The organism is Streptomyces sp. (assembly GCF_031181705.1).
In the GTDB taxonomy this organism is placed as follows: Bacteria; Actinomycetota; Actinomycetes; order Streptomycetales; family Streptomycetaceae; genus Streptomyces.
In genome coordinates this window covers 1-20,505 of sequence record NZ_JAPSKN010000011.1, presented here as the reverse complement: position 1 = coordinate 20,505, position 20,505 = coordinate 1, and the positions used below count along the sequence as shown (strand labels likewise).

At 74.4% G+C, this 20,505-nt stretch carries 13 protein-coding genes; 11 read left to right on the top strand and 2 right to left on the bottom strand.

The features are described from left to right. The 9 genes from RIN80_RS04290 to RIN80_RS04250 all read left to right on the top strand — a co-directional run. Positions 1 to 1,961, top strand: a 1,961-nt coding sequence (locus tag RIN80_RS04290; protein ID WP_309094122.1) for an FtsK/SpoIIIE domain-containing protein, incomplete at its 5' end; no start/stop codon positions are given. A 175-nt stretch (positions 1,962 to 2,136) separates the two neighbouring features. Further along, entirely contained in the window at positions 2,137 to 3,552 is a 1,416-nt protein-coding gene (locus RIN80_RS04285) for an ABC transporter substrate-binding protein (protein WP_309094121.1), read from the top strand. 4 nt (positions 3,553 to 3,556) lie between these two features. Continuing rightward, positions 3,557 to 4,903, top strand: a complete 1,347-nt coding sequence (locus RIN80_RS04280; protein WP_375141608.1) for a carbohydrate ABC transporter permease — start codon at positions 3,557 to 3,559, stop codon at positions 4,901 to 4,903. Next, positions 4,900 to 5,814: a carbohydrate ABC transporter permease gene (locus RIN80_RS04275; protein WP_309094120.1), complete on the top strand. Its 915-nt coding sequence runs from the start codon at positions 4,900 to 4,902 to the stop codon at positions 5,812 to 5,814. Before RIN80_RS04280 ends, RIN80_RS04275 begins: the two co-directional genes overlap by 4 nt. Positions 5,815 to 5,956: 142 nt before the next feature. Then, a complete protein-coding gene (locus tag RIN80_RS04270; protein WP_309094119.1) occupies positions 5,957 to 8,224 on the top strand; it encodes a bifunctional glycosyltransferase family 2 protein/CDP-glycerol:glycerophosphate glycerophosphotransferase in 2,268 nt (755 codons plus the stop codon). Positions 8,225 to 8,385: 161 nt separating this feature from the next. After that, the gene (locus RIN80_RS04265) at positions 8,386 to 10,584 is read left to right on the top strand and encodes a bifunctional glycosyltransferase family 2 protein/CDP-glycerol:glycerophosphate glycerophosphotransferase (RefSeq protein ID WP_309094118.1); all 2,199 of its coding nucleotides are present in this window, start codon (positions 8,386 to 8,388) and stop codon (positions 10,582 to 10,584) included. A gap of 8 nt (positions 10,585 to 10,592) precedes the next feature. Beyond that, positions 10,593 to 12,833: a bifunctional glycosyltransferase family 2 protein/CDP-glycerol:glycerophosphate glycerophosphotransferase gene (locus RIN80_RS04260; RefSeq protein WP_309094117.1), complete on the top strand. Its 2,241-nt coding sequence runs from the start codon at positions 10,593 to 10,595 to the stop codon at positions 12,831 to 12,833. Next, positions 12,830 to 14,671: a hypothetical protein gene (locus tag RIN80_RS04255; protein WP_309094116.1), complete on the top strand. Its 1,842-nt coding sequence runs from the start codon at positions 12,830 to 12,832 to the stop codon at positions 14,669 to 14,671. The genes RIN80_RS04260 and RIN80_RS04255 overlap by 4 nt, the downstream gene beginning before the upstream one ends. Before the next feature lie 72 nt (positions 14,672 to 14,743). Then, the gene (locus RIN80_RS04250) at positions 14,744 to 16,300 is read left to right on the top strand and encodes a hypothetical protein (RefSeq protein WP_309094115.1); all 1,557 of its coding nucleotides are present in this window, start codon (positions 14,744 to 14,746) and stop codon (positions 16,298 to 16,300) included. 14 nt (positions 16,301 to 16,314) lie between these two features. Here the strand turns inward: RIN80_RS04250 and RIN80_RS04245 are convergent, their stop codons facing one another. Then, on the bottom strand, positions 16,315 to 16,728 hold the full coding sequence (locus RIN80_RS04245; RefSeq protein WP_309094114.1) for an organic hydroperoxide resistance protein: 414 nt from the start codon (positions 16,726 to 16,728) through the stop codon (positions 16,315 to 16,317). Positions 16,729 to 16,850: 122 nt separating this feature from the next. Here RIN80_RS04245 and RIN80_RS04240 point away from each other — a divergent pair, with 122 nt between their 5' ends. After that, positions 16,851 to 17,339, top strand: a complete 489-nt coding sequence (locus tag RIN80_RS04240) for a MarR family transcriptional regulator (protein WP_309094113.1) — start codon at positions 16,851 to 16,853, stop codon at positions 17,337 to 17,339. Here the strand turns inward: RIN80_RS04240 and RIN80_RS04235 are convergent. Further along, the gene (locus RIN80_RS04235; protein ID WP_309094112.1) at positions 17,269 to 18,807 is read right to left on the bottom strand and encodes a glycosyltransferase family 39 protein; all 1,539 of its coding nucleotides are present in this window, start codon (positions 18,805 to 18,807) and stop codon (positions 17,269 to 17,271) included. The two genes, RIN80_RS04240 and RIN80_RS04235, sit on opposite strands and share 71 nt — an antisense overlap. A gap of 169 nt (positions 18,808 to 18,976) precedes the next feature. Between RIN80_RS04235 and RIN80_RS04230 the strand changes: the two genes are divergently transcribed. Next, the coding region (locus tag RIN80_RS04230) for a glycosyltransferase (protein ID WP_309094111.1) at positions 18,977 to 20,505 on the top strand (1,529 nt) is incomplete at its 3' end.

Genomic DNA, 20,505 nt, shown 5'->3' with positions numbered 1-20,505 from the left:
TCCCGGACAACGCCCGGCCCGCCGACGGCTCCGGCGTCCCGGCCTCCCCCACCCACGGAACCGCCGGCCCCGGCGCCCACGCCCCGGGTGCGGACGGACCGCTGCCCCACGCGCGCATCCCCGGCGCCCCTGCCCCCCAGCCCCACGGCAGCGACGGCCCCCAGCACCGCACCCCGGGCACACGGACCCCACAGCCCGACGCGCGCGTGCCCGGCGTCCACCAGCCCGGCGACACAGGCGCCCCCGGCGTCCGCCCCCCAGCGGCCACCGGCCCCGCCGGCCCTCCTGGCGAGCACCCCCCGGCCCAGCCCCCGCCCGGGACCCGGTGTCCCTCCTGGGCCCGGGACGACGCGGTCCCCGCCGGGGCGAACGGCTTCCCGGGGCCGTACACGGTCCTGGTCGTGGACGGCGACCCCGGCGGAGCCGATCTGCGGGAAGCCGTGGCGCGGCTGGCCGTGGAGGGGCCCCGGGCCGGAATTCACGTGATCTGTCTGGCCGAGACCGCCGCCGCCTCGCCCGCCTCCCCCGTGAGCGACACCTACGAGGCGGCCTGCTCCGCGGCGCCCACCTTCCGGCAGTGCGGCGCGGTCGCGCTGCTCAGCGGGGACGTGGCGACCGCGCTGCGGCTGACGCGCGTCGCCCGGGTCGGCGCCGACGGCGCGGCGCCGGGTCCCGTCGGGCACGGCACCATCGCCACCGTCGACGCCGTCTCCCCGGCCTGGGCCGAGCGGTTCGCGCGGGCGCTGGCCCCGCTGCGGACGGACGGCCCCGCGAGCGACCGGCAGCCGCGCGTCTCCGCACCGCTGCCGCAGGCGGCCCGGCTGCTGGACGAGCTGGGCCTGGCCCGGGCCACCCCGGCCTCGCTGATGGCCCGCTGGGCGGACGCGGCCGACGACACCGACGCGCTGGGCGGCCGGGTACGCGCGGTGCTCGGGGCCGGTCCGCGCGGCCCGGTCGGTGCGGACCTCGCGGCGCAGGGACCGCATCTGCTGATCGAGGGCCCGCCGGGCAGCGGCCGTACGGAGCTGCTGCGGGCGGTCGTCGCGTCCCTGGCCGCCGCCGAGCGGCCGGACCGGCTCGGCATCGTGCTGGTCGACGGCCGGGGTGGCCCGGGCGCGGGCGGCGGGCCGGGCGAGGGACTGCGGGTGTGCACGGACGTCCCGCACGTGAGCACGTATCTGACGGCGCACGACCCGGTGCGGATGCGGGAGTTCGCGCAGTCGCTGAGCGCCGAGCTGAAGCGCCGGGCCGAGCTGCTCGGGCGGAGCGACTTCGCCGAGTGGCACACGGGACGTGAGCTGAAGGGCCGTATGGTCGCCCAGCGCACGGCGACCGCCCGCGGTGCCCAGCAGGGTGAGACCGCCACCGGGGACCTGGACAGCCCGTCCAGCTCCACGCTGCGGCTGCGACCCGGCGGTGCCCGGCGGCAGACGGAGGCGGCGGCGCCTCCGCTCCCCCGGCTCGTCGTGGTGGTGGACGACCTGGACGCCCTGGTCTCCCCCGCCCTCGGCTCGACGGGACGCCCCGCGGCCGGATCGGTGATGCGCGCCCTGGAGGCCGTGGCCCGGGAGGGCGAGCGGCTCGGCGTGCACCTGGTGGCGGCCACCGGCCCGTGCGCCCGTACGGCGGAGACGGAGCCGGTCCGCCGGGCCACCCTCCGCGTCACGCTGGACGCCCCGGCCACGGGCCCCGACGAGCCCGCTCCCGGCCGGGGAAGCCTCACCTGCGCGGACGGGCGGGTCACGCCGTTCCAGGGCGGGCGGGTCACCGGCCGGATCCCCCGGACCGCGACCCTGCGCCCCACGGTCGTGCCGCTGGAATGGCACCGCATGGGTGACCCTCCGGCCCGGCGTCCGGTGCGGGAACTCGGAAACGGCCCGACCGACCTGGCACTGTTGGCCAGCGCGCTGGAAAGGGCGGCGCGGGAGGTCGCGGCGGCGCGGGTGCCGTCCCTGCTGTGAAGGGGGACGGCCGTCGGCCCGCCCGGCGCCACGGGGCCGCGTCCCTGGTCACGAGGGAGTCACGATCCCCCGCTTGACAGCCGACGCCATCTTGCCGCCCCCGCACACCCGGGCGTAGACCAGATCGCACGGGAGCGCGCTCGACGTTCGACGAGGAACGAAGAACGGGGCAGTCATGCGCATGACGAGCAGCACCATCCGGAACCGCTGGTCGCCCGAGCGGGACAAGGCGACCCCCCGAAGCCGCAGAGCCACCAGGGCGGCGGCGGCCGTCGCCGCGGGAGCGCTCGCGCTCTCGCTCACCGCCTGCGGAGGCGACGACGGCAACGACAGCAGTGGAGACACGGGTACCTCCGAGGAGACCGCCAACAGCGTCACCCTCCCCAAGCTGGACGGGACGAGCCTGGAGATCGCCGCCGTCTGGACCGGTACCGAACAGGCCAACTTCAAGAAGGTCCTGGCGGAGTTCGAGAAGCGCACGGGCGCCAAGGTCACGTTCGTGCCGGCCCAGGACCCGATCATCAACTTCATCGGCTCGAAGGTGGCCGGCGGGCAGCCGCCGGACATCGCGATGCTGCCGCAGCCGGGCGCCATCAAGCAGGCCGTGGACCGCGGCTGGGCCAAGCCGCTGGGCGCCGAAGCCCAGAAGGAGCTCGGCGAGAACTACTCGCAGGGCTGGCAGGACATCGGCAAGGTCGACGGCAAGCAGTACGGCGTCTACTACAAGGCCGCCAACAAGTCCCTGATCTGGTACAACAACCAGGTCTTCGAGAACGCCGGGGCGAGCGAGCCCGAGACCTGGCCGGACCTGCTGAACACGGCCCAGACGGTCTACGACTCCGGCGTCACCCCGTTCTCCGTCGGCGGCTCGGAGGGCTGGACGCTGACCGACTGGTTCGAGAACGTCTACCTCTCCCAGGCAGGACCGGAGAAGTACGACCAGCTGGCCAAGCACGAGATCAAGTGGACGGACCCGTCCGTGAAGGACGCGCTGACCACCCTCGCGCAGGTCTGGGGCAAGGCGGACTACATCGCGGGCGGGGCGAACGGGGCGTTGCAGACCGACTTCCCGGCCTCCGTCACGCAGGTCTTCACCGGCGGGGACCAGCCCAAGGCGGCCATGGTCGCGGCGGGCGACTTCGCGCAGGTCAACATCCCCACCACCATGAAGGTGGGCACGGACGCGAAGGTGTTCCCGTTCCCGGCGGTCGGGGACAACGGGCCGGTGGTCTCGGGCGGTGACGCGGCCGTGATCCTGGAGGACTCGAAGGGGGCGCAGGCCCTGGCCACCTGGCTCGCCTCGCCGGACGCGGCGACGATCCAGGCCAAGCTGGGCGGCTACCTCTCGCCCAACAAGAACGTGGAGGACTCCGCGTATCCGAACCCGGTGCAGCAGAAGATCGCCAAGGCGCTCATCGACGCCGGTGACGACTTCCGCTTCGACATGTCCGACCAGGCCCCGCAGGCCTTCGGCGGCACGCCAGGCAAGGGTGAGTGGAAGATCCTCCAGGACTTCCTGAAGAACCCGAAGGACGTGGCGGGCACGCAGGCGAAGCTGGAGTCCGAAGCGGCCGCGGCGTACGGGAACTGACGTCATGACGTCGGCCACGGCGGCAGGGGGCGTCAAGCCCCCTGCCGCTCCCAAGTCGCGCAGGAGTGTGACCGGCACGCGCAGGATGGTCGCGGCGCTGTTCCTGCTGCCCGCGCTCGTCCTGCTCGGCGCGCTCGTGGTGTACCCGATCGGGTACTCGGTGGTCCGCAGCTTCTACGACCAGTCCGGCGACGGTTTCGCCGGCATCGACAACTACAAGGCCCTCTTCACCGACGAGGGCATCCGCACCGCGCTGAAGAACAACGTCTTCTGGGTGGTGTTCGCGCCGACGGTCGCCACGGCCCTGGGCCTGATCTTCGCGGTGCTGACCGAACGGGTGCGCTGGGGCACGGCGTTCAAGCTGGTCGTCTTCATGCCGATGGCGATCTCGATGCTGGCCGCGGGCATCATCTTCCGCCTCGTGTACGACCAGGACCCGGACAGGGGCGTGGCGAACGCGGTGTGGGTGGGCGTGCACGACACCTTCGCCCAGTCGTCGGCGTTCCCGAAGGCCCACCCGGGCCGTCAGTCGCCGCTGGAGCCGGCGGGCGGTGGCGCGTTCATCACCAAGTCGCCCGTGCGCGCGGGCGAGGCCGTGTCGCTGCCGTTGGTGGGCGTGGCGCCCGATCTGATGCCGGACGGCGCGAAGCCGGCGGTGGCGCCGAAGCCCGAGCCGGACAAGGTCACCGGCACGACCTGGCAGGACTTCACGCGCGGCAAGGGCGTCGGCACCCTGAACAGCGTCGACTCCTCCGAACTGGGCTACGCCGGGATGCGGATCGAGGCCGTGAAGGACGGCAGGGTCGTGGCCTCCACCACGGCCGGCGCCGACGGCACCTTCACGCTGCCGGCCTCGGCCGACGGGGCCCAACTGAGGCTGCCCGACAGCAACTTCAAGCAGCCGTACAACGGCCTGGACTGGCTCGGCCCGTCCCTGGTCACCCCGTCCATCATCGGCGCGTACATCTGGATGTGGGCGGGCTTCGCGATGGTGCTGATCGCGGCCGGGCTCGCGGGCGTGCCCCGGGAGCTGCTGGAGGCCGCCCGGGTCGACGGCGCGACGGAGTGGCAGGTGTTCAGACGGGTCACGGTGCCGCTGCTGGCGCCGGTCCTCGCGGTCGTCGCCGTCACCCTGATGATCAACGTGCTGAAGATCTTCGACCTGGTGTTCATCATCGCTCCCGGTTCCGCGCAGGACGACGCGAACGTGCTCGCGCTGGAGCTGTACCGCAAGGGCTTCTCCGAGGACCAGCCGGGCATCGCCAGCGCCATCTCGGTGTTCCTGCTGCTGCTCGTGATCCCGGTGATGTGGTTCAACGTACGGCGGCTGAGGCGGGAGGTGCGGCGATGAGCGCGGACGCGGGCGTTCGGTCCGGCGAGGCGGCGCGGCCCACCGGCCCGGCCAAGGCGAAGCACTCGCTGGCGTCCCGGCTGGTCGAGGGGGTCAGCGGCGGACTGGTGCGGGTGTTCCTCATCGTGGTCGGCCTGTTCTGGCTGGTGCCGACGATCGGTCTGCTGCTGGCCAGCCTCCGCTCGCCGGAGGACATCGCGGCGAGCGGCTGGTGGAAGGTGTTCACCGAGCCGTCGCAGATCACCTTCGACAGCTACTCCAAGCTGCTGGAGAACGACGACATCACCAGCAGCCTGCTCAACACGGTGTGGATCACCGTGCCGGCGACCCTGCTGGTGGTGATCATCGGCTCGCTGGCGGGCTACGCCTTCGCCTGGATGGAGTTCCCGGGCCGTGACTGGTGGTTCCTGGGCGTGGTCGGCCTGCTGGTCGTGCCCGTGCAGGTCGCGCTGATCCCGATCGCCGAACTCTTCGGCAAGATCGGCATCTTCGGTTCGGTGCTGGGCGTGGTGCTCTTCCACGTCGGATTCGGTCTGCCGTTCGCGGTGTTCCTGCTGCGGAACTTCTTCGCGGAGATCCCGCGGGAGCTGCTGGAGGCGGCGCGGCTGGACGGGGCGGGCGAACTGCGCCTGTTCTTCCGGGTCGTGATGCCGCTGGGCGCTCCGGCGATCGCCTCGCTGGGCATCTTCCAGTTCCTGTGGGTGTGGAACGACATGCTGGTCGCGCTGATCTTCTCGGACTCCGGGAGCCAGCCGATCACGGTCGCACTCCAGACGCAGGTACGGCAGTTCGGGAACAACATCGACGTGCTGGCACCCGGCGCGTTCATCTCGATGGTGGTCCCGCTGGCCGTGTTCTTCGCGTTCCAGCGGCAGTTCGTGTCCGGAGTGATGGCGGGAGCGGTCAAATAGCTTTCGGAAAAGGGCGGTTGGAGGGGCGGGCCGGATGCGGCCCGCCCCTCCGGCGTTCCCCCGGATGCCGTAGCCGCCGTAACCAACCGGCCCCACCGGCCGTTCCCGGGCCGAACGCCCGCGCCGACCGATGGATGGCCTCTTGCCCAGGTTCAGTGTCATTGTCCCCGCGTACCAGGTTCAGGCGTACCTGCACGAGTGCCTCGAATCGGTGCTCTCCCAGTCCTGTCCCGATCTGGAACTGATCGTCGTCGACGACGCCTCGCCGGACGCGTGCGGGGCGATCATCGACGAGTTCGCCGCCCGCGACGCGCGCGTGCTCCCTGTCCACCTGCCGCAGAACGTCGGCCTGGGCCGCGCGAGAAACGCCGGGGTGGCCCGCGCGAGCGGCGACTACCTGCTGTTCCTCGACAGCGACGACACCCTCACGCCCGACGCGCTGCGCGCCGTCGCCGACCGGCTGAAGGAGACGGGCGATCCGGACGTCCTGGTCTTCGACTACGCGCGCACCTACTGGACGGGCGAGGCGGTCCGCAACCAGGCGGCCCTGCAGCTGACCGAGCAGGGCCCGGCCCCGTTCCGCCTGGAGGACCGGCCGGGCCTGCTGCGGCTGCTGATGGTCGCCTGGAACAAGGCCTACCGACGGGAGTTCGTCGAGGAACAGGGCTTCGCCTTCCCGCCCGGACTGTACGAGGACACGCCGTGGACGTACCCGGTGCTGATGACCGCGGAGTCGATCGCGACACTGGACCGGGTCTGCGTGCACTACCGGCAGCGACGCCTCGGCAGCATCCTGCGCACCACCAGCGAGCGGCACTTCGACGTCTTCGAACAGTACGACCGGGTGTTCGCGTTCCTGGAGGAGCACCCGGAACTGGCGCGGTGGCGGCCGGTGTTGTTCCGCCGCATGGTCCATCACCTGGCGATCGTGTACTCCCGGCGGGACCGGTTGCCGAAGGGCTCGCGCGCCGACTTCCTGCGCCGGGCGCGGGCCCACTACCGCCGCTACCGCACCCCCGGTGTCCCCGTCCCGCTGCGCGCCCGGGTGCAGCACGTCCTGATCCGCTTCGGCCTGCACCGCACCTACCGGGCGCTCCAGCTGGCGTCGGCCCTGCACCGCCGCCTCGCCCGGAGGACGGGGAAGCTGCTGCGGGGCGTGCGCGGAGCCGTCCTGCGGGCCCACTACCGCGCGCAGCGCTGCCTGCCGCTGCGCGCCGACCGGGCCGTCTTCGCCGCCGACGACGGCCGCGGCCACGGCGATGACCCGGGCGCGCTGGAGAGCGCGTTCCGTGATCTCGCGCCGCACATCCGCACGGCGTGGATCGCCCGCCCCGAGCACCACCACACCGTCCCGCCGGGCCCGCGCCGCCTCGTCCCCGGCACGGCCGCCTACTGGACGGCGCTCGCCCGCTCCCGGTACCTGGTCAGCAACACCGACTTCGACCCCGGCCTGGCCAAGCGCCGGGGCCAGGTGCTGATCCAGACGGGGCAGGGCACCCCGCTGGGCCACATCGGCCTGGACCTCCAGGAGCGCCCGGCGGCCGCCCGGGGCCGGGACTTCGCCGGACTCCTGCGGGGCGTCGACCAGTGGGACTACGTGCTGTCCGCCAACCGCCACAGCACCCTGACCCACGAGCGCGTCCACCCGGGCCGCTACACCACGCTGGAGTACGGCCACCCCCGCAACGACGTGTTCCTGACCGCCACCCCGGCGGACGTGACCCGGCTGCGCGCCTCCCTCGGCATCCCGGAGGGCACGGTGGCGATCCTGTACGCGCCGACCCACCGCGACTACCGGCGCTCCCCGTACCGCAGCCTGGACCTGCAGCGGATCGCGCGCCGCCTCGGCCCGCGCTTCGTCGTCCTGGCCCGCGGCCACCACGCCTACGACGCCCCGCTGGCCACCACCTGCGGCCGGGTCGTCGACGTCAGCGACCACCCGAGCGTCCAGTCGCTCTGCCTGGCCTCCGACGCCCTGGTCACGGACTACTCGTCGCTGATGTTCGACTACGCCAACCTGGACCGGCCGATCGTGATCCACGCCGACGACTGGGAGGCGTACCAGGCGGCCCGCGGCACCTACTTCGACCTGCGCGCCTTTCCGCCCGGGGCGGTCGCGCGCGGCGAGGACGAGCTGATCGACATCTTCGCCACCGGCCACTGGCGCGGCTCCCGGTCGGCGCAGCTGCGCTCGGCGTTCCGTGAGCGGTTCTGCACCTACGACGACGGCCGGGCCGCCGAGCGGGTCGTCCGCCGGGTGGTCCTCGGCGAGACGGAGCTGCCGCCGGTGGTGCCGCTCGGCGAGCGCCGTCCGGTGCCGTCGGCGGCTTCCGCGCTGGCGCGTGAGCCGCTCGCCACCGTGCCGCACCCGGCCGGCGCGCACGCGGCCGCCCTCACCGACCGCCTCTGACCCACGGTTCTCACTCCGGGAAGTCCCATGCCCTCCAGCCCGTCGCGGCCGACGCCCAGCCGTCCGTCCTCCTGGCGCCCGTCCGGGCGCCCGGGCCGCCCACGCGCGGCCTGAGACGGCCGGCAGCCCCGTAGCCCGCACACCCCGACAGAAAGAGCAGCATGCCCCGCTTCAGCATCGTCGTCCCGTCCCATGGCGTCGCGGGCCGGCTGTCCCAGGCGCTGGACTCGATCCTCGCCCAGTCGTTCGGCGACTTCGAGCTGATCCCGGTGTGCGACGCGCCCGACGCGCCGGCGGCGGACGTCGTCGCCGGGTACGCCGAGCGGGACTCCCGGGTGACGCCGGTGCACTCGCCGCCGTCGGCCGGTCTGGCCGGGGCGCGCAACACCGGGCTGCGGGCGGCGGTCGGCGGCCATGTGCTGTTCCTCGACGGCGACGACGTCCTGGTCCCGGGGGCGCTGGCGGCGCTGGACGCCCGGCTGGGCGAGACCGGCGAGGTGGACGTGCTGTACTTCGAGCACGAGCGCGCCCCCTGGTGGGAGGGCGAGCCGACCAACCCGGCCGCCCCCCTGCTGGCCGGGACGCCGGACCGGGCCTTCGCCCCGCACGAGGCGCCGCGGCTGACGGGCGTGGTGCTCCCGGCGTGGAGCGCGGCCTACCGCCGGGCCTTCCTCGCCGAGCGGGACCTGACCTTCCCCGGTGACCACTTCACCGACGTCGGGTTCGGCGGTCTGGTCGCGCTGCGGGCGGAGCGGGCGGCGGCCCTGCGCGCGGTCGTCGTCCGGCACCTGCTGCGCCGGCAGGGCAACCGGCTGAACCTGCCCGGCGCGCACCACGCCGAGCTGCTCGACCAGGCCGAGCTGGTCCTGACCGAGGCGGCGGAACAGGGCCTGCCCGCACCGCGGCTGGCACCGTTGTTCGAGCAGTTGTTCGCCACCGTGCTGAAGACGGCGGCGCACCCGCGGCGGCTGCCGGCCGGGCGGCGTGCCTTCTTCCGGCGGGCGAGCGCGCTCTACCGGCGGCACCTCCCCGCCGGCTACCGGGCGCCCGGCGGCAGCCTGGGGGTCCAGCACCGGCTGCTGGCGTCCGGTGCTTACGCCGCGTTCCGCGTGCTGCGCGCCGCGAACCGGAGGGCCGCGGGCGCCGCCGCGCTGCTCCCCCGCCCGCGCGGGCTGCGCACCCGCCTGCGGTACGCGGCGCAGCTGCGCCTGCCGCTCGACCGGAACCTGGTCGTGTACTGCGCGTACTGGGGCCGCGGCTACGCCTGCAACCCGGCCGCCATCCACGCCAAGGCCCGCGAACTCGCCCCGCACCTGCGGGCGGTGTTCCTGGTGGAGCCGGACGCGGTGGACCGCATGCCGCCGGGCGTGGAGTACGCGGTGATCGGCAGCCGGAAGTACTGGGAGGTGCTGGCCCGCGCCAAGTACCTGGTCAACAACGCCAACTTCGCGGACGCGGTGGTCAAGCGCCCGGGCAGCGTGCACCTGCAGACGCAGCACGGCACGCCGCTGAAGAAGATGGGCGCCGACCAGTCGACGTACCCGGTGGTGGCGGCGGCGACCGGGAGCTTCGCCAGGCTGCTGGCCCGGGTGGACCGCTGGGACTACAACCTCACCTCCAACCGCCACTCGACGCAGATGTGGGAGTCGGCCTTCCCCGGCGCCCACGAGACCCTCGAGTACGGCTATCCGCGCAACGACGTCTACTGCACGGCCTCGGGCGAGGACGTGGCCCGTATCCGCGAGGAACTGGGCGTCCCGGACGGCAAGAAGGCGCTGCTGTACGCCCCCACGCACCGCGACTACGCCACCGGCTTCGCCTCCGGCCTGGACCTGGCGGAGTTCTGCGAGGCGATCGGCGACGAGTACGTCGTCCTGCTGCGCGCCCACTACTTCTACGACCGGGGCACCTCCCGGGGCGGCGGCCGGATCATCGACGTCACCGGGCACCGCTCCTCGGAGGACGTCTGCCTGGCGGCCGACGCGCTGATCACCGACTACTCGTCGATCATGTTCGACTACGCCAACCTGGACCGGCCGATCGTCGTGTACGCCGACGACTGGGACGTCTACCGCGAGATCCGGGGCGTCTACTTCGACCTGATGGAGTGCCCGCCCGGCCGGGTCGCCCGTACGCCCGAGGAGCTGGCGGCCGTCTTCCGCGACGGCGGCTGGGCCGACGAGTCCGCCACGGCGCTGCGGGCCGCGTTCCGCGAGCGGTTCTGCCAGTTCGACGACGGCCGGGCCGCCGAGCGCGTGGTGCGCCGGGTACTGCTGGGCGAGCCGCCCGAGTCGCTCCCGCCCGTGCTGCCGCTCGCCGAGCGCGTCCCGGCCCCCGCCGCCACCCTCACAAGGAGCTGACCGAAGAAGTGCCCCGCTTCAGCATCATCGTCCCCGTCTACAACGTGCAGGGCTTCCTGCGCGAGTGTCTCGACTCGGTGCTCGGCCAGTCCCACGGCGACTTCGAGGTGATCGCCGTGGACGACCGCTCGCCCGACGGCAGCGGCGCGATCCTCGACGAGTACGCCGCCCGCGACGACCGCGTGCGGGTGCTGCACCTGGCCGAGAACGTCGGTCTGGGCCGGGCCCGCAACGCCGGACTCGCCGAGGCGACCGGCGACTACGTCCTGTTCCTCGACAGCGACGACCACTACACCCCGGGTCTGCTGGCGGCCGTCGCCGCGCGCCTGGAGACGACCGGTGACCCGGACATCCTGGTCTTCGACCACGTGCGCACCCACTGGTGGGGCCGGGGCGGGCGCAGCGAGGCGGCGGACCTGCTGGCCGCCGCGGGCCTGGAGACGTTCACGGTCCGGGAGAGCCCGCAGTACCTGAACCTGTTCCTGGTGGCCTGGAACAAGGCGTACCGGCGCTCGTTCTTCCAGGAGCACGGCCTGCGGTACGCGCCGGGCCTGTACGAGGACGCGCCGGTAACGTACCGGTCGATGGTGCTGGCGGAGCGCATCGCCTGCCTGGACCGGATCGGCGTGGAGTACCGGCAGCGCCGACGGGGCGCGATCACCAGGACGCCGGGCCGCCGGCACTTCGAGATCTTCGCGCAGTACGAGGGCCTGTTCGCGTTCCTGGAGCAGCGGCCCGACCTCGACTGGGCGCGGCCGCTGCTGCTGGAACGGGCGCTGGACCACATGCTGTTCGTGCTGGCCCGAGAGGACCGGGTGCGGCCGGCGGACCGGGGCGACTTCTACCGCGAGATCCGCTCCTTCCACCGCCGGCACCTCCCGGAGGGCGGCTTCCCGGAACCGGACGGCTGGCGCGGGCTGGAGATGCGGCTGCTGGCCTCGGCGCCCTACGCGGCCTACGCGACGGCCCGTGGTCTCAGGGACCTGCGCGCGGCCGCCCTGGGCGGGCGGCGCCGGGTGGCCCGGAAGGCCTCGGAGACCGCCCTGCGCGGCTGGTACGGGGTCCAGTCGAAGCGCCCGCTCGATCCCCACCTGGCCGTCTACTCGGCGACCCACCACCGCGGGGTGACCGGTGACCCGGCCGCGATCTACCACAAGGCCCGTGAGATCGCCCCGCACATCCGGGGCGTGTGGGTGGTGCGACAGGACGCGGTGGAGTCGCTGCCGCCCGGGGTCGAGCACGTGATCGTCGGCTCGCGGCGCTACCACGAGGTCATGGCACGGGCCACGTACTGGGTGAACAACGTCAACTGGCCGGGCACCGTGGCCAAGCGGCCCGGCAGCGTCCACATCCAGACGCACCAGGGCACCCCGCTGAAGTACATGGGCGCCGACCTGCTGACCAAGCCGGGCGCGCGGCACGGCTTCGACGTGCCGCAGATGCTGCGCCGGGCCGACCGCTGGGACTACAGCCTGGTAGCCGGGCGGCACGCGGAGCGGGCCTGGGAGCGGGCGTACCCGTGCCACTTCACCTCGCTGCGCACCGGCAGCCCGCGCAACGACGTGCTGGTCGGCCCCGCTCCGGAGCGGGGCCGGGCGGTGCGCGAGCGGCTCGGCATCCCCGCCGGCGACACGGTGGTGCTGTACGCGCCGACCCGCCGGGACTACCGCAAGGGCGGCCATGTCGACCGGTTCGACCCGGCCCGGTTCGCGGCGGACCTGGGCCCGGGGCACACCCTGGTCGTCCGGCTGCACCCGTCCCTGGCCGGGGGTGTGGCGCGCGGTCTCGGCCTGTCGGACCTGCACCGGCGGGGCGTGCTGGTGGACGCGACGGACGAGCCGCACGTCGAGGACGTGCTGCTGGCCTCGGACGTCCTGGTCACCGACTACTCGGCCCTGATGTTCGACTACGTCCTGCTGGACCGGCCGGTCGTGGTGCACGCCGACGACTGGGGCGCGTTCGCGGCCAGCCGGGGCGCGTACTTCGACATCACCGCCGACGCGCCGGGGCATGTGTCGCGCTCGTACCGGGAGCTGGCCTGGCTGTTCGCGTCCGGCACCTGGCAGGACCACGAGGCGGCGCGGCTGCGCTCGGGTTTCCGGGAGCGGTACTGCGAGTTCGAGGACGGGCGGGCCGCCGAGCGGGTGGTCCGGCTGCTGATGCTGGGCGAGCGGGGCGGCGCGTTGCTGCCCGCGGCCCGACGGACCGAGGGCGTTCCCGCCCGCTCCGAGGCGCTGATCGACAGATGACGACACCCACGACCCCCGAGGCCGTCCCCTCCCTGCCCGGCCAGCGGGCCGCCTCGGCCCGGCCGCGGGCCGCCGCCGGGCGGCCGGGGCCGGTGCGGTGGTGGCACGCGGCCCTGGTCGCCGTGCCCACCGCGGCCCTGTTCGTGCTGGGCTACCGGCGCCGCTGGATCTGCGACGACGGGCTGATCTACCTGCGCCCGGTCCGCCAGATCCTGGCCGGCCACGGGCCCGTGTTCAACGTCGGGGAGCGGGCGGAGAGTTCGACCGGCACCCTGTGGCAGTGGCTGCTCGCTCTCGCCACCTGGGTCACCGGCGAGGACCCGGCGTTCCTCGCGGTGGGCCTGGGCCTGCTGCTGAGCACGGCCGGCTTCGCGCTGGCCCTGTACGCGACCTGCCGGCTGCACCGGGGCGCGGGGCTGCTGCTCCCGGCCGGGGTGTTCGTGCTGCTGGCCGTGCCGCCGTTCTGGTCGTACATGACCTCGGGTCTGGAGAGCGGGCTCGGCGCGTGCTGGACCGGTCTGGCGTGGTGGCTGCTCACGCGGGTCAAGCGGGGCCAGGAGGCCCGGGAGAGGTACCTCGCGGCGTTCGTGTTCGGGCTGGGGCCGCTGGTCCGGCCGGATCTGGCGGTGGTCACGGCGTGCTTCCTGGCGGCGCAGTGGTGGGTGCTGCGGCCGTCCCGGCGGGGCGTCGCGGCGCTGCTGGCGTCGGCGGGCGCCGTGCCGCTGGCGTACGAGGTGTTCCGGGCCGGGTACTACGGGATCCTGGTGCCGCTGCCGGCCATCGCCAAGGAGGCGGGCGCCAGCGACTGGGGCCGGGGCGCCGGGTACGTGCAGGAGACGCTCGGGCCGTACTGGCTGTGGCCGGTCGTCCCCGTGCTGGGCGCGCTGGCCGTGCTGCTGGTGCGCCGCGCCCGGGGGCAGCGGGTGGAGCGGGCACCGGGCCGCGTCTCGCTCGCGGTGCTGCTGGCCCCCTTCGCGGCGGGCGCGCTGCTGGCCGGGTACGTCGTGCGCGTCGGCGGCGACTACATGCACGCCCGCATGATCCTCCCGGCGCTCCTGCTGCTGCTCCTGCCGGTGCTGGTCGTGCCCGCGAACCGGGTCACCGGTGCGGCGGGCGCCCTGCTGGTGGTGTGGCTGTGCGCGGCGGTCAGCCCGCTGCGGACGCCGTTCGACGTGCGCAGCACGCCCGGCTCGTTCAATGTGCGCAGCTCCGACGTGGAGGGCCTCGGCGACCACAACCCGGTGCGCACCGCCACCTGGGTGCGCAACTGGCCCGCCCTGCCGGAGGGGCGCCGCATGCTGGCGGAGGCCGCCCGTTCGCCCCGCCCGACACTGCTGTACTTCGACGCCGGGCGGCGGCTGCACGCCACGCCGATGCGCGCCGACTCCCCCTACCACGTGGTGGTCGTGGGGCGTCATCTCGGTGTCACGGGGGCGGCGGCACCGCTGGACGCCTATGTCAACGACGCCTGGGGGCTGGCCAGTCCGATCGGCGCGCATCTCGCGCTGGAGCGGTGGAGCTGGCCCGGGCACGAGAAGTTCCTGCGCAACCACTGGGTCTTCGCCGAGTGGGCGGTGCGCAACCCGCCGTACCGCGACCTGCTGCGGGCCGGGGCCACGCGGGAGGCGGTCGAGGCGGCCCGGGCCGCGCTGGACTGCGGGCGGCTCGCCGAACTGAAGGAGTCGGTGCGGGCGCCGCTCACCGCCGAGCGGTTCTGGCACAACCTCACCGGGGCCTTCGAGCGGACGCGGTTCCGGTTCGCGCGCTGGCCTGCGGCGGCGGAGGCGGCGCTGTGCGACGGACCGGCGGCAGGTGGGCGTAGCGGGCTCACCCGATGAAGTGACGCGGGGTCAGGGCGGGCGTGCGGCCGGGAACATTCGGCGCATGCCCCAGACCCCCCTCCCTCTCCTGTGAGCGCGCCGCTCCTCGTCCGGCGGGCCGTGCGCGGCGCGACGGCACTGCGCGGCGGACGACCGGGACGGCCCACCCCGTACCAGTTCTACGGCGCCCTGTTCTGGCTGGTGATGACGCTGGCGTACTGGCGCGTCCCGCTGTGCTGCGACGCCGGGCAGCACGCGGCGGTGATCGAGCGCCTCAGGGACGACCTGCTGCACCCGGCCCACACCATGGCGGACCTGCCGGGCGAGGGCAGCCCCTACTACGGCCCGTACGCCGTCGCACAGGGCGTGCTGGCGCGGCTGACGGGGCTGTCCGGCTGGGCGGTGGTGAAGCTCGCCGGGCCGGTGCACCTGCTGGTGCTGCTGGCGGGGCTCGGCCGTTTCGTGCGGAGCCTGACCGCACGCCCCTGGGCGCCGGTGCTGGCGCTGCTGTTCATGACGCTGCTGTGGGGCACCACGCGGATCCTGTGGAGCGGCTATCTCGGGCTGATGTCGATGACGACGAACCTGGGCTATCCGTCCGCGCTCGCCATCGGCCTGACCTTCTGGGCCTGGGCCTGGACGGGCACCCGGGCCCGGGAGGACGCCGCCGTGCGGTTCGTCGGCCCGAGCGGCCTCGGCGGCTGGTGGGGGTACGCCGGGATCGGCGCCCTGTACGCGCTGATCCTGCTCACACATCCGGTCACGGCCGCCTCGGCGCTCACCGGGGCGGTGGCGGTCGTGGCGTCCCGGCAGCGCGGCTGGCGCCGGCCGGTCGCGGCACGCTGGGCGCTCACCGCCGCGACCTGCGCGGCTTGCGCCCTGGCGTGGCCGTACTACGACGTGCTGGAGCTGGTGGGCGACACCGGCATGGACGCGATGCACCGGCAGTTGTACGAGCGGATGCTCGCCAACTCCTGGCTGGCGCTGCTCGGCCTGCCCGCGCTGTGGCTGCGGGCCCGCCGCTCGGCGCGTGATCCGCTGGTGTGGATGTTCCTGGCGGAGTGCCTGCTGGTGGCGTACGGCTGGGTGAGCGGGCACTACACGTACGCCCGGGCCCTGTGGGCCGTGCTGGTGCCGCTGCAGTTCGCCCTGGCGGTGGAGCTGGCGGCGGCGCGGCCCTGGGGCCGGGCCCGCAGGGTGCTGGGCGGGGCGGCGGCGGCCGGGGTGTGCGCCGGGTTCCTCACCGTGCACGCCGGGGCGGTCGTGCCGCGCTCCGTCGACCCGGTGGGGTTCGCGCAGCCGACGCGCTGGCCGTCGTACGACTGGGCGGCGCGGCACATCGGGCGGGGCGAGGTGGTGATCACCGACGGGTACTTCGCGAGCCACGCCCTCGCCGGTCACGGGCCGAACCTCGCCGCGCCCATCTGGCCCGACCCGGCCCTGGAGGAGCCGGAGCGCAAGCGCCGGGCGGCCGACGTGCGCGCCTACCTGGCCCACGACTCGACCCGCGCCGAGCGGGCCGCCGTCGTCCGCCGCTACCACGTGCGCTGGCTGCTGCTGACGCGCTGGCACCCGGTGCCCGAGGAGGCCGTGGTGGTGGCGTGGAGCGGACGGACGGGGGAGGTCCTGGCGCGGGTCGGGGAGTGACGCGCGGCGGGTGACTACTCGATGACGAGGTCGACGTCGATGTTGCCGCGGGTGGCGTTGGAGTACGGGCAGACCTGGTGGGCCTGCTCGACCAGCTTGCGGCCGGTCGCCTCGTCCACGCTGTCGGGGAGCTCCACCCGGAGGGTGACGGCGAGCCCGAAGCCCTCGCCCTGCTTGCCTATGGAGACCTCGGCGGTCACGGCGGCGTCGCTGACGTCGACCTTGGCCTGGCGGCCGACCAGGCCGAGGGCGCTGCCGAAGCAGGCGGCGTAACCGGCGGCGAAGAGCTGCTCGGGGTTGGTGCCCTGGCCGTTGCCGCCCATCGACTGCGGCACACCCAGGGCGAGGTCCAGCACGCCGTCGGAGCTGACGGCCCGGCCGTCACGGCCGTGGGTGGCGGTGGCGACAGCGGTGTAGAGCGCGTCCATGGAAAAACCTTCCCTCTCGGTCGTCGTTCGGCGGCCCGCTTCCGGGCCGCCCGACACCCAGAATTAGAGCACACAATTAAGTTGTGCGCAATTGAATGGTGGGCGCGAGCTATCCTGGAGGCATGAACACGCAGGACGACGACTGGCTCCGCCTGGACCAGCAGATCTGTTTCTCCCTGCACGCGGCCTCCCGCGCCTTCAACGGCGTCTACCGCGTGATCCTCAGGGATCTGGGGCTCACCTACCCGCAGTACCTGGTGATGCTGGTGCTGTGGGAGCACGGCGAGCTGCCCGTGAAGAAGCTCGGGGAGCACCTGCGGCTGGACTCCGGCACGCTGTCGCCGCTGCTCAAGCGGCTGGAGGCGGCCGGCCTGGTGCGCCGGGAGCGCAGTGCGCGCGACGAGCGGTCGGTTCAGGTGCGGCTCACCGAGGAGGGCACCGCGCTGCGGCGGCGGGCCCTTGAGGTGCCGCGCCGGATCGCCGTCTCGACGGGCTTCGAGGCCGCCGAGATCCGCGCCCTGCGCGCCCGCCTCGACGAGCTCACCACCGCGCTGGACGCGGCCGCGCTCGCCGGGGCGCCGGGCGGCTCGCCGGCAGCCGGGCCGTCGTAGCGGCACCGGGCGGCACCTCGGCGGACCGCAGCCGCGCGTACAGGCGCAGGACCACGTCGCCATGGACGTGCTCCTCGCGGACGGTGAACTCCCCGGCCAGCACGGCCAGTTTGGTGCGCTCCACGGGGTCGGCCGGTGACCGGCCCGGAGCCAGCGCGTCCCGCTCGGCGACCAGCCAGACGCGGTCCACCGAGGCGAGCCGCTGCCGCAGCTCCCGGGGCGTCGCCTCGCGCCCCCACAGCGTCCCGGACCGGGGCGCCGACTCCCGCAGTGCGATGTCCCGCACCCGGGCGAACCCCTTCGGGTAGGCCAGCGCGGCCAGCCTGCCCACCGACGGCGCGAACAGCACCGGGTCGCCGGGGCGCATCTGGCGGACGGCGAGCGCGGCGACCACGGCGAGGTTGTCCGGGCGGTGCGCGGCCGCGCGGTCCTGGCGGTGGACGGGCAGCTGGTGCAGGAAGGTGGCGGTCAGCGCGAGGGCGCCCGCGCACCCCGCCAGGGCGTGCGCCTGCCGGCCGCCGATCCGCACCCGCCGCCCGTCGAACCGCACCCGCCCCAGCGCCCGGGCCACCCGCCCGGCCCCGGCCGCGACCAGCAGGGACCCGCCCGCCAGCGCGTACAGCACGTACCGGTCGTGGTACAGCGGCCGGACCTGGGAGACGGTCAGCAGGATGCTTGGCGGCACCACCAGCAGCGGCAGCGCGACCGCCGCCGTGCGCCGCGCCCGCAGCCCCACGGCCATCAGCAGCAGCGGCACCCACAGGGCGGCCCCCTCCGGGCCGGGCGCGAAGTTCCGGGCCAGCCGCACGATCCGGTCCCAGCCGGGCGTCACCAGCCACGCCACCTGCCCGGCCTGCCCGTGCGAGACCCACACCAGCGGCAGCACGAGCAGCACCACCGCGCCCGCCGCGCGGCCCCAGCCGGACCACACCCCGCGGGGAACCCGCCACAGGGCGAGGGTCAGGGCGTGCGCGCAGAGCACCAGCACGGCGAACTCGTGCAGCAGACAGGTCAGCGCGAGGACCGCCCCGTACGGCCACCACGCCGGGGCACCGCCCGCGTCCACGGCCCGCACCAGCAGCAGCGTCGCCGCCGCCACGCCCGCCGCGACGAGCGCGTACGACCGCCCCTCCTGCGCGTAGTGGCCGGTCATCGGAGTGATCGCGTACAGGACGCCGGCCCACAGGCCGACCCGCCGCCCGGCCAGCCGGACGCCCAGGGCCGCGACCAGGCCGGCGGTCGCGGTCGCCGCGGCCACGGACGGCAGGCGCAGCACGACCTCGTCCGGGTGGACGGCGAGGACGGCGTGCATGACCAGGTAGTACAGGCCGTGCACCGCGTCCACGTCGTGCAGCAGCCGCCAGATCTGCGGGACCGTGCGCCGCGCGACCTGGAAGGTGACGCTCTCGTCGCCCCACATGCCGCCGCGGTCCAGGCCCCACAGCCCGACCGCGAGCATCACCGCCATGGGAACCGCCACGGGGACCGCCGATGGCGGCACGCGTGTGCCGAACCGGCCGCTCCCCCTCGCCTGTCCGTTCGTCACGGCCCGATTCTGCTCGGCACGGGTCGGATCGGCGGCATTTGATGGTGTGTTATCACTTTCATGTCATTCGCCCGGCTTACGATCCGCGGTGATGGATGCCGTGAGGAATGCCGACAAGGACGTGGCCGTCGTGGTCATCGGCTACGACGACGCCGCCCATGTGACGGACGCCGTGTGCTCGGCGCTCGGCCAGGGCCCGGCCGTGCGGGAGGTCATCGCCGTCGACGACTGCTCCACGGACGGCAGCGCGGACCTGCTCGGCCGGCTGGCCGCGTCGGAGCCCCGGCTGCGGTTGATCCGGCGGCGGGCCAACAGCGGCGGCTGCGGCACCCCGCGCAACACCGGGCTCGACGCGGTGACGGCGCCGTACGTGATGTTCCTGGACAGCGACGACGTGCTGCCGCCCGGCGCGGTCGACGCGCTGCTCGCGGCGGCTGCGGGAGCCCGCGCCGAGGTGGTGGGCGGCCTGTGCGTGCGCAGGGAACTGCCCTCCGGCCGCGAGGTCCCCTGGCAGCCCGGCCTCTACGCCCACCACGCCGTGGTGCCGCGGCCCGCGCGGCGGCCCCGCCTGGTCCACGACACGCTCTGCGTCAACAAGCTCTACCGGACCGGCTTCCTGCGCACACACCGCATCCGCTTCCCGGAGGGCCGCTTCCCCTACGAGGACGTCGTCTTCACCGCGCGCGTGCTGGCGGCGGCGCCGCGCATGGCCCTGGTGCCGGACCGGGTGTACGTCTGGCATGTGCGGCGGTCCGCCGAGCGGCTGTCGATCTCGCTGGACCGGGCCGGCGTCGACAACTGGCGGGCCCGGACGCAGGCGTGCCGGCAGGCGTACGAGATCCTGCTGGGCGCCGGGCAGAAGGAACTCGCGCGGGCGTCGCGCGCCAAGTTCCTCGACCACGACCTGCGCATGTACCTGCGCGAACTGGGGTTGCGTGACGCCGCCTACCGGCGTGCGTGGTGGGAGCTCACGCGGGCGCATCTCGCGCGGTACGACGCGGACGACTGGGCGCGCAACCCGGTGGCTCCCGGCCGGCTGGCGGGGCGGGTCGTCCTGGCCTGCCCGGAGCCGCGCGACCTGTCCCGGCTGCGGGAGCTGGCGGCCCGCCCGGCCCGGCTCCGCCCGCCGTACGCCCGGGCCGCCGACGGCACGCCCGTCTGGTCCGGCGACCTGCCCCAGGTGTCCCTCGAACCCCTGCTGAGCGCTCCGGTGCGGGCGCTCCCCCTCGCGGTCGACGCCGCGCTGCGGCCCCGCGCGCGGGACACCCGGCTGCGGCTGCGTCTGCACGAGCTGTACGGGCGGGTGGGGCGGGCGGGACCGCAGTCGGTGGAGGTGGAGTGGTGCCACCGGGACGACGCGGCTGTGGTGATCCGGGGCGGGACGGCGGCGCTGGTGCCGTGCACGGAGGCAGGCGGGCCCGCCTCCGGCCCCGGGGATCCCGCCGAGTCGGCCGGGCCCTCGGCTGTCCGGCCGGAGACCACCGCGGCCGGCTCGGCCGAGGCCCTGGTCGGCACGTCGGCAGAGGCCCCAGCCGCCACGTCGGAAAAGACCGTCACCGCCGGACCGGCCGAGACACCGGGGGCCGGGTCGGCGGAGACCACCGCCGCCGGCTCGGACGA